Consider the following 7,561-nt stretch of genomic DNA (forward strand, 5'->3'; position numbering starts at 1 on the left):
GCCAAGGCAATAGCCGCTTAAACAGGCCGTATATATGGAAGTTAACCTGCGCTTTTAATTATGCTACTGACTTGCAAAACCGGGGGAGACCATATAGGTGAGCAACGCAATATCGAAGCTCCCGCATACCACCTTAATCACTTAAACCAACGCATAGTGAAAATGCCACGCGTTGCGAATCACTCTTAAACAGTTTGTTATAACAAATTTTTACTAGCGATCTGTTTGAACTGTTTCTTGACTTCGATTGCGTGATAGCGAGAAAGGCATATCACGATAAACAGTCTTGAGGGCATTAACAAACAATACCGAACCCGCAATAAGAATATATAGATTCAAGTCGGATACTAGTGATGCAAGTTCATCAACAAATGTACTCGCAATTAAAACACAGCCACAAACAAGTTGAAAAGACTGCAAGATTATATTTGTAATAGCTTGTTGATCAAAATCTAAGCCTTTTTTATACGTAAGACAGGCATAGAACAAAATGAGAATAGCTGCAACAATAGCAGATGGAATGAATAGAGCTTTATCCATTATTATTCTCCTTATTTTCGTTAACAGCATTTCCAAGCCAAGCTCCAAGCAAACCACCGACGACTAGCCCAACCGGACCACCTAGCGAGGCTCCTAATATCGCACCTCCAGTCGCAGCGCCAACAGCCCTATCACTGTTCTTTTTAAATGAAGAGGCTGACGTTATATGACCACAACTTCTGCAAACCCTATCACCTGTATCCATACCGTTAATTTTTTCTTTATAAGTATCCTCAGAAGAACACTTCGGACATTTGTACATAACTTTCCTTTATTTAAATTTGTTATAACGCCCAATTAACTTGCGCAGCAACGCAATACAAAGGTTCTGCATTGCACCTTAACCACTAAACCTGATTAGAAGTAAAACTGCCACGCGTTGCAAGTCAGGTTAAATTGTTTGTTAGCTGCAAACTCCACCATCAAAGATTAAACTCTGAGTTATAAACTTTGATGACATTTACTAAAGGCTCTTCCCAACCTAAGCACACTCGAAGCTGATCAACTATAGGTTTCACTTGGTTCTTTGACACATTAATTTCTACTTTTAACAATGGGTAGTTTTCTACTTTTCCTTTGTTTCCGAATACGGGAGTTGAGCCATCTAGAGCTCGATGAGAGCCTATAACTGAGCCAATAGCCCAACAATGGTCATAGTTTCCGATTTTATCGACACCTGACTCATGTAAAGTACTAAGAACTTGGTCTTGTTGCTCTGGTGTACAGAAAATTTCTAATTTATACATCTGGTTTAAACTCCAAAATACCGATTGCAGCTAACGCCCAATTAAGGTGCGACAACGCTATAACACCAAACTAAACCATTGCACCGTAAACACAAATTTCAAACCGGAGTGAAATCGGAAAGCGTTAGGAGTCACTCTTAAATTGTTTGTTATATTGCCCGCACGACAGAACCAAGTCTAGCGCCAACGTGCTGAATTTTCTACAAATCTACTGGCTTTGAACTCAGAAGTAAAATGGATAGTTCGAAACTCAATCATAGACAACAAAACGCACTTGGCTAAGAAACGAAATGAGCTGAAATTGGACTCACCCGAAGAGCCAGAATAACAAAGAATTCGAGCGAGAAACCTGACGGAAAAGTGCGCTGAAGCCACAATTTTTAATGCAACTCCCACGAAAATGAAGCCGCGCAAAATGAACTTGAGCCAGCAAAACTTACTAACGAGGAGACTTGCGTGACGTTGCAGCTAATTAACAGTCAAATTTTCTACGTGCGATGGTCATTTTGATGGCAACTTTCACGAAACGAACAGGTGTGTAGCTCGAACGCAGAACAAAGATAAACGGAGAATTTAACCCTTTGGATCTTATGCAATATAACGCCTAATTAAGGTGCGACAACGCTATAACACCCAAGCTAAACCATTGCACCGTAAACACAAATTACAAATCGGAGTGAAATCGTCAAGCGTTAGGAGTCACTCTTAAATTGTTTGTTATATTGCCCGCACGACAGAGCCAAGTTTAGCGCCAAGGTGCTGAATTGGTTACAAATCTACTGACTTTGAACTCAGAAGTAAAACGGATAGTTCGAAACTCAATCATAGACATCAAAACGCACTAGATTAAGAAACGAAATGAGCTGAAATTGGAGTCATTCGGTTATCCTAAATGACAAAGAATTCGAGCGAGAAACCTGACAACAAAGTGCGCTGAAGCCACAACTTTCAATGAAGTCCCCACGAAAAAGAAGCCGCACAAAGTGAACTTGAGCCAGCAAAACTTACTAATGAGGAGACTTGCGTGACGTTGCAGCTAATTAACCGACAAACATTCTACGTGCGATGGTCATTTTGATGGCATTTTTCACGAAAAGAACAGGTGTGTAGTTCGGACGCAGAACAAAGATAAACGGATAATTTAACCCTTTGAATCTTATGCAATATAACGCCCAATTAAGGTGCGACAACGCTATAACACCCAAACTAAACCATTGCAGATATAGCGCTAAGTACAGCTATCTGAAACTGTTGGCTAATATTAGAATTCTTCTTTGTGGCTTTTCGCCAACCGTAGATCTGAGATTCATGTAACGAGAGCTGTCTTGCAGCTGCAGCAACTCCTACTTTCTCTGCCAGCTTCAGGGTTTCTGCTTTAAATTCAGAAGAATGGATAATACGTTTCTTCTTACTTGTCATGGTTCACCTATAAAAACAAACCAACAACATAATCAAATAAAAAACAACAAATACCCCATTTTTAACTACCAACCTCAAATATTAAGGGATATACTATTTTTTATTCCTACACGGAGGCTGAAATGGATACCTTACAAACCACCACTACGTTTCAACAGCTAAAAGAAGGGGCTGACGGCTACATTAAACGCCGTAACCAACGTCTTTTAGCCAATCACCGCAAAGAGTTACGAAACTTTACCCGAGCTGAAGCATCGGCTTACCTTGGTATTGATGCCAAAACGCTAGATCGTTACGTGACCGCCACAGAGATAGACCCTCGCCGCCATGAAGACTCTCAGTGGTCGATTGATATCTCTGAAATGTACCGTGTACGTGATTTACTGCCAGAGAATCTACGTAAAGATCCAAAGTTCTCGCGCAGTGATAAGCAAAAAACGCAAGTCGTGGTGATCCAAAACCAGAAAGGTGGAGTCGGCAAAACCGTTTCAGCGGCGACGATTGCTTCCGGCCTTGCAACAGAGTTCCACCAAGAGTATCGAGTCGGCCTTATCGATATGGATGGCCAAGCCACGCTCTCTATGTATTACGCACCAGAAGCCGAACAAGAAGGCAACTTGTCGGTTGGCGATCTCATGATGCGAACTTTCGATCTTGACGAAGGTGAAACTTATCAAGATGCAGTATCAGAAGCCTTTTTAGAAACGACCATTCCAAATTTGCGTATTTTACCCGCATCGCAATCCGATCGAGCGATTGAAGGTTGGTTCCATGAGCAGGTATTTAGTCACACGCTCGCGTCGCCCTACTCTATCCTTGATGAGATCATCGATGCCGTGAAAGATGAGTTCGACATCATCTTAATTGATACACCTCCATCACTTGGCTATGCCACTTATAACGCGTACTTTGCCGCGACAAGCGTGGTGTTCCCGCTTTCAATTACTGAAAATGACATCGATGCCACCTGTTCCTATTTCAGTTATATCCCACAGGTGTGGGCGCTACTTGCGAATGCACAACATGAAGGCTATGACTTCATGAAAATACTGCTCACTAATCACCGTGACAGTTCAACCACCACTGAATTAATGAACAGCCTTTACGATCATTTCTCACCTTATCTTTACTCAAAAGAGTTCAAGCATAGTGAGGCGATCCGCCAAGCTTCTTCCCTACTCTCCACCGTCTTTGATATGTCAAAAAGTGAGTACCCGAAAAGCAAAGCAACTTTCCAAACCGCGCAACAAAATAGCTATGAAGTGACAAGCCAGATCTTGCGTGACTTATTAAATGTATGGCGCGAGCAGGAGCAAGCATAATGGCGAAGAAAAGAGGTGGCGCAAGCCCGTTAGGTAATACAGCAGGATCAGCGGAAGCCCAAAAAGGCGCAGCCAAAGCGAACGTAGAATCACTGACTCGTCAACTTAGCGATGAACTAATCAAAGCAGGTGAAAGCAGCGCCGATTACCTTAAAGCGCACTTTGGTATTGAATCTGTTGGTCAGAGTATCGAATGGACGTTAGCTTCAGGAGCAACAGCTACATTTAATGAAGTGACATTGTCACACGAGCAAGTGCGCGATAATACCTTTGTTACCTTTGATGTGAATGGCCGTGATCAGTCTTTGCTAACCACGGAATCTTTAGAAGATCTTAATTCATTAGAATTCCAACAGTTCTACCCTGCGGTTGGCCGAGAAATGGATGGTCAAATCGATGTCCTGGATGGATCTCGTCGCCGCGCTTGGTTTTTACTTCAGGATGGACGCATCAACACCTTCCGAACTCTTGTGACTAAAGATGACATTTCAACTGCAGACGCAAAAGCCTTAGCGAAGCAGTTGCAAACTGCGAAAGAACATAACCAGCGTGAAATTGGTCTGCAGTGTAAAATACTCATGGACAGCGGCGAACTGACTCAAGAAGATGTCGCCAAAATTTTAAACATTAGCCGTCAAGCCGTAGGTCGAGCATTGAAAGCCGCCAGTATCGATAGTAAGTTAGTGGCCCTATTCCCAGTAGTAAATGAGCTTTCTCATACTGATTACTCTGTATTATCGAAGGTAATGAAAACTTTCAATGAAAACAATAAAGAGCTCACTAGCTTCATTCAAAAAGTAGAGACCAAAGTTGTCAATGCTCAGCCTGAGCAGAGCCAAGAAGACATCAAAGAAGCGCTAATTACTAGTATCAAATCAGAGTTAAAGATTGCTGAAGCCAAACAAGAATCAGACAAAGCACAAGTCACCCCTCTCGCTCAATTTGATAGCAAAGGGATGTTCGCACGTAAGAAAGTAAAAGGCCGCAATTTTTCGTATGAGTTTGGTCGCTTGTCGAAAGAGATTCAAGCGGAGTTAGATGAGGCGATTCAAGCTGTACTCAACAAGCACTAGATATAACGACACCAACCTTTAGGTATTAATGCCATTCGGATAAGCATTCATACCTAAATCGGTACTTCACTGGAACATAGAGGCTGGACGTAAATACGTTCGGCCTTTTTCTTTATCTGGAAGGATAAAATGACCATGTGTGGCACTAATATTCATCACACCTCTTTGATAGAGAGTCTTTTCTATGTTCTCTAAGATCCTTAAAGCTCCTCACAGGTGCCCAATGTCGAAGATATGATTAGAATACAAAGTAACATCTAATCATATTTTGATTTGAATAAGGGCCATAAACGCATCATAATATGATTTGAATAATGTAAGTTTTCAAATCAAGGTGAAGCTATGTGGATATGGAAACAATCAGATTGGCCTAATTTTAACTGGGATAAAACGTTAATTGAGCCGCTGCTTAGGCAAACTCGGCTTAATCAAGGCATATTACTTGGGAAGGTCACTAGCCAGTCTCAGGATAAAAAAAAGAGCATGCTTGATACCTTACTGGCAAACATCGTCCATTCAAGTGCTATTGAAGGCGAGAAACTCAATGCATTCTCTGTACGTTCATCTTTGGCAAATAAGCTTGGCTTAACAGAAGAACGCCCTTTTCCAACCACAGAACAAACCGATGGGCTTGCAGAAATCATGCTTGATGCTGTAGAGAACCTCGATATACCTCTTACATTAGACCGGATCTTACACTGGCACGATAAACTCTTCCCCAAGGGCTACACTTTATTTAACCCAGTTATTGGTGGCCAGCTTCGAGGCACCGCTCCGATGCAAGTGGTATCAGGAAGAATCGATAGACCAATTGTTCACTTTGAAGCTCCAGGGCGAGAGATTCTTGATGCGGAGTTAAAACTGTTCATTCAGTGGTTTAATGACTCAAAGCATGACGCCTCGCTTGATCCTCTACTTCGAGCTGCAATTACGCATTTATGGTTTGTCACTTTGCACCCATTGGATGACGGTAACGGGCGAATCACTCGCTTGCTGACAGACTTAGCATTGGCCCAAGCGGAGCAGCAATCTGTACGTTTTTACGCGATGTCTGTGGGGATCTTAGCTAACCGTAAAAGCTATTACGAAACCTTAGAGCAAACTCAGAAAGGAAATATAGATATCACGACTTGGCTCGTTTGGTTTTTTAATACCTTAAACGAAACTTTTGATGAAGTATTAAAAGAGATCGACCAAACCATATTTAAGACCAATTTTTGGCGCCATATAGACCAAACTAAGCTAGCAAAAGAACAAGTTAAAGTGCTGAATCGGATGCTTGATGGTGACTTTTCTGATGGTATCAATACCTCTCAGTATCACAAGGTGGCGAAAGTCAGTAAGCCAACAGCAACACGCCATTTAGCCACTTTGGTCGATCAGAATTGTTTAATCAAGACAGGAGCAGGACGAAGCACTCGATACCAACTGGCGAAATAAAAAATATGCCCAGCAGAAAGCGAGATATTGACTTACGTCTTATTGAAGAACTCTACTTAGAATGACTAATTTAAACACAGCACTTTCTAGCGGTTTTTTACTATGCTGAAGACAAATGGTTAAGATCTTTTTTGAATCAGTTGAAAGATGGCGTTATGTGATTTTATCAATATGAGAGCTTATTAACATGCCGCAGGTGATAGTTAATGTACTCTTAATTAAAGTGAAAAGAGGATTTTATCAATGTCAAAAAGTTCCAAGCTACATAATGAAGACAAACTGATTAAAAAGGCACTTGATATTGGCGGGAAGATGGCAAAGATGCAAGGCTTTAACCTCCCTCAGTCACCACAGCCCGACAGAGTAAAAGCCATTTACCTGTTTTTGGTTGATGCCAAACAAATCACGCCGTTACCTGATAGCAAACTCGACGGTGCAAACATCAAACACAGGTTAGCTCTTTGGGTTCATAATGCGTTGCCAGACAACGACCCTCTAAAATAAAAATCATAATGAAGTAATAACAAAGCGAGCCGATTAGTTCGCTTTGTTTGATCTTTGGTGGACGATAATTAAAGAAGTCTTCACTGCGATTTGGCTAACTAATTTTTATCCACCGACATGTTCACAAGGACTAAGGTTTCATGCCCAACTTCTAGCTTATTCTGCCCCAGAGTTTGTCAGCTATTGCGCTTAAAACGTTTTTACAACTGGTTACTTGGCCTATTAATTTTAAGCGGTGTAGTGTTTATGAAGCCATTAGTTATTTTCGCTCATGAAGAGGAATTTAGTGAGAAGGTAAAAAATGAACATGAAAAAATTTTCGGGTGTAGTTGGGTTATCGTCTTACACTCTTCGATACTATGAAAAAATTGGTTTGCTCAAACAAATCCAAAGAAATAGCAGCGGTCACCGAGTTTACTCAAACAGAGATGTTGATTGGGTGAACTTTGTTAAACGACTCAAAGACACTGGGATGCCGCTAGAAGAAATTCAAAAATATGCGTCATTAAGAGATTTA

The 7,561-nt window shown here is 41.4% G+C and carries 8 protein-coding genes and 1 pseudogene; 5 read left to right on the forward strand and 4 right to left on the reverse strand.

Annotation, left to right across the window (positions count from 1 at the left end):
• Positions 1–213: 213 nt before the first annotated feature.
• The 4 genes and pseudogenes from F0249_RS19400 to F0249_RS19415 form a co-directional block, all read right to left on the reverse strand.
• Positions 214–540 carry a threonyl-tRNA synthetase gene (locus tag F0249_RS19400; RefSeq protein ID WP_171757558.1) on the reverse strand — a complete coding sequence of 109 codons (327 nt, stop codon included), beginning with the start codon at positions 538–540 and terminating at the stop codon, positions 214–216.
• Entirely contained in the window at positions 533–802 is a 270-nt protein-coding gene (locus tag F0249_RS19405; protein WP_171757559.1) for a hypothetical protein, read from the reverse strand. Before F0249_RS19405 ends, F0249_RS19400 begins: the two co-directional genes overlap by 8 nt.
• Positions 803–962: 160 nt before the next feature.
• Positions 963–1,286: a hypothetical protein gene (locus tag F0249_RS19410; RefSeq protein WP_171757560.1), complete on the reverse strand. Its 324-nt coding sequence runs from the start codon at positions 1,284–1,286 to the stop codon at positions 963–965.
• 1,248 nt (positions 1,287–2,534) lie between these two features.
• Positions 2,535–2,705, reverse strand: a pseudogene (locus tag F0249_RS19415) (transposase); the annotation flags it as partial.
• A gap of 122 nt (positions 2,706–2,827) precedes the next feature.
• Between F0249_RS19415 and F0249_RS19420 the strand changes: the two are divergent.
• The 5 genes from F0249_RS19420 to F0249_RS19440 all read left to right on the forward strand — a co-directional run.
• The gene (locus F0249_RS19420) at positions 2,828–4,027 is read left to right on the forward strand and encodes a ParA family protein (protein WP_113797718.1); all 1,200 of its coding nucleotides are present in this window, start codon (positions 2,828–2,830) and stop codon (positions 4,025–4,027) included.
• On the forward strand, positions 4,027–5,100 hold the full coding sequence (locus F0249_RS19425; RefSeq protein WP_171757561.1) for a ParB family protein: 1,074 nt from the start codon (positions 4,027–4,029) through the stop codon (positions 5,098–5,100). Before F0249_RS19420 ends, F0249_RS19425 begins: the two co-directional genes overlap by 1 nt.
• A gap of 342 nt (positions 5,101–5,442) precedes the next feature.
• Positions 5,443–6,540 (forward strand): Fic family protein, encoded by a 1,098-nt coding sequence (locus F0249_RS19430; protein WP_171757562.1) that lies wholly within the window; start codon positions 5,443–5,445, stop codon positions 6,538–6,540.
• 243 nt (positions 6,541–6,783) lie between these two features.
• A complete protein-coding gene (locus F0249_RS19435; RefSeq protein WP_171757563.1) occupies positions 6,784–7,044 on the forward strand; it encodes a DUF5062 family protein in 261 nt (86 codons plus the stop codon).
• A 301-nt stretch (positions 7,045–7,345) separates the two neighbouring features.
• The coding region (locus F0249_RS19440) for a MerR family transcriptional regulator (RefSeq protein ID WP_171757564.1) at positions 7,346–7,561 on the forward strand (216 nt) is incomplete at its 3' end.

Origin of the sequence: Vibrio sp. 03-59-1, assembly GCF_013114135.1 — a bacterium.
Classification (GTDB): domain Bacteria; phylum Pseudomonadota; class Gammaproteobacteria; order Enterobacterales; family Vibrionaceae; genus Vibrio; species Vibrio cortegadensis.

Bases quoted from the DNA above. Each gene is read 5' to 3' on its own strand.
- F0249_RS19400 (WP_171757558.1), bottom strand. From the start codon at position 540: ATGGATAAAGCTCTATTCATTCCATCTGCTATTGTTGCAGCTATTCTC.
- F0249_RS19405 (WP_171757559.1), bottom strand. From the start codon at position 802: ATGTACAAATGTCCGAAGTGTTCTTCTGAGGATACTTATAAAGAAAAA.
- F0249_RS19410 (WP_171757560.1), bottom strand. From the start codon at position 1,286: ATGTATAAATTAGAAATTTTCTGTACACCAGAGCAACAAGACCAAGTT.
- F0249_RS19420 (WP_113797718.1), top strand. From the start codon at position 2,828: ATGGATACCTTACAAACCACCACTACGTTTCAACAGCTAAAAGAAGGG.
- F0249_RS19425 (WP_171757561.1), top strand. From the start codon at position 4,027: ATGGCGAAGAAAAGAGGTGGCGCAAGCCCGTTAGGTAATACAGCAGGA.
- F0249_RS19430 (WP_171757562.1), top strand. From the start codon at position 5,443: ATGTGGATATGGAAACAATCAGATTGGCCTAATTTTAACTGGGATAAA.
- F0249_RS19435 (WP_171757563.1), top strand. From the start codon at position 6,784: ATGTCAAAAAGTTCCAAGCTACATAATGAAGACAAACTGATTAAAAAG.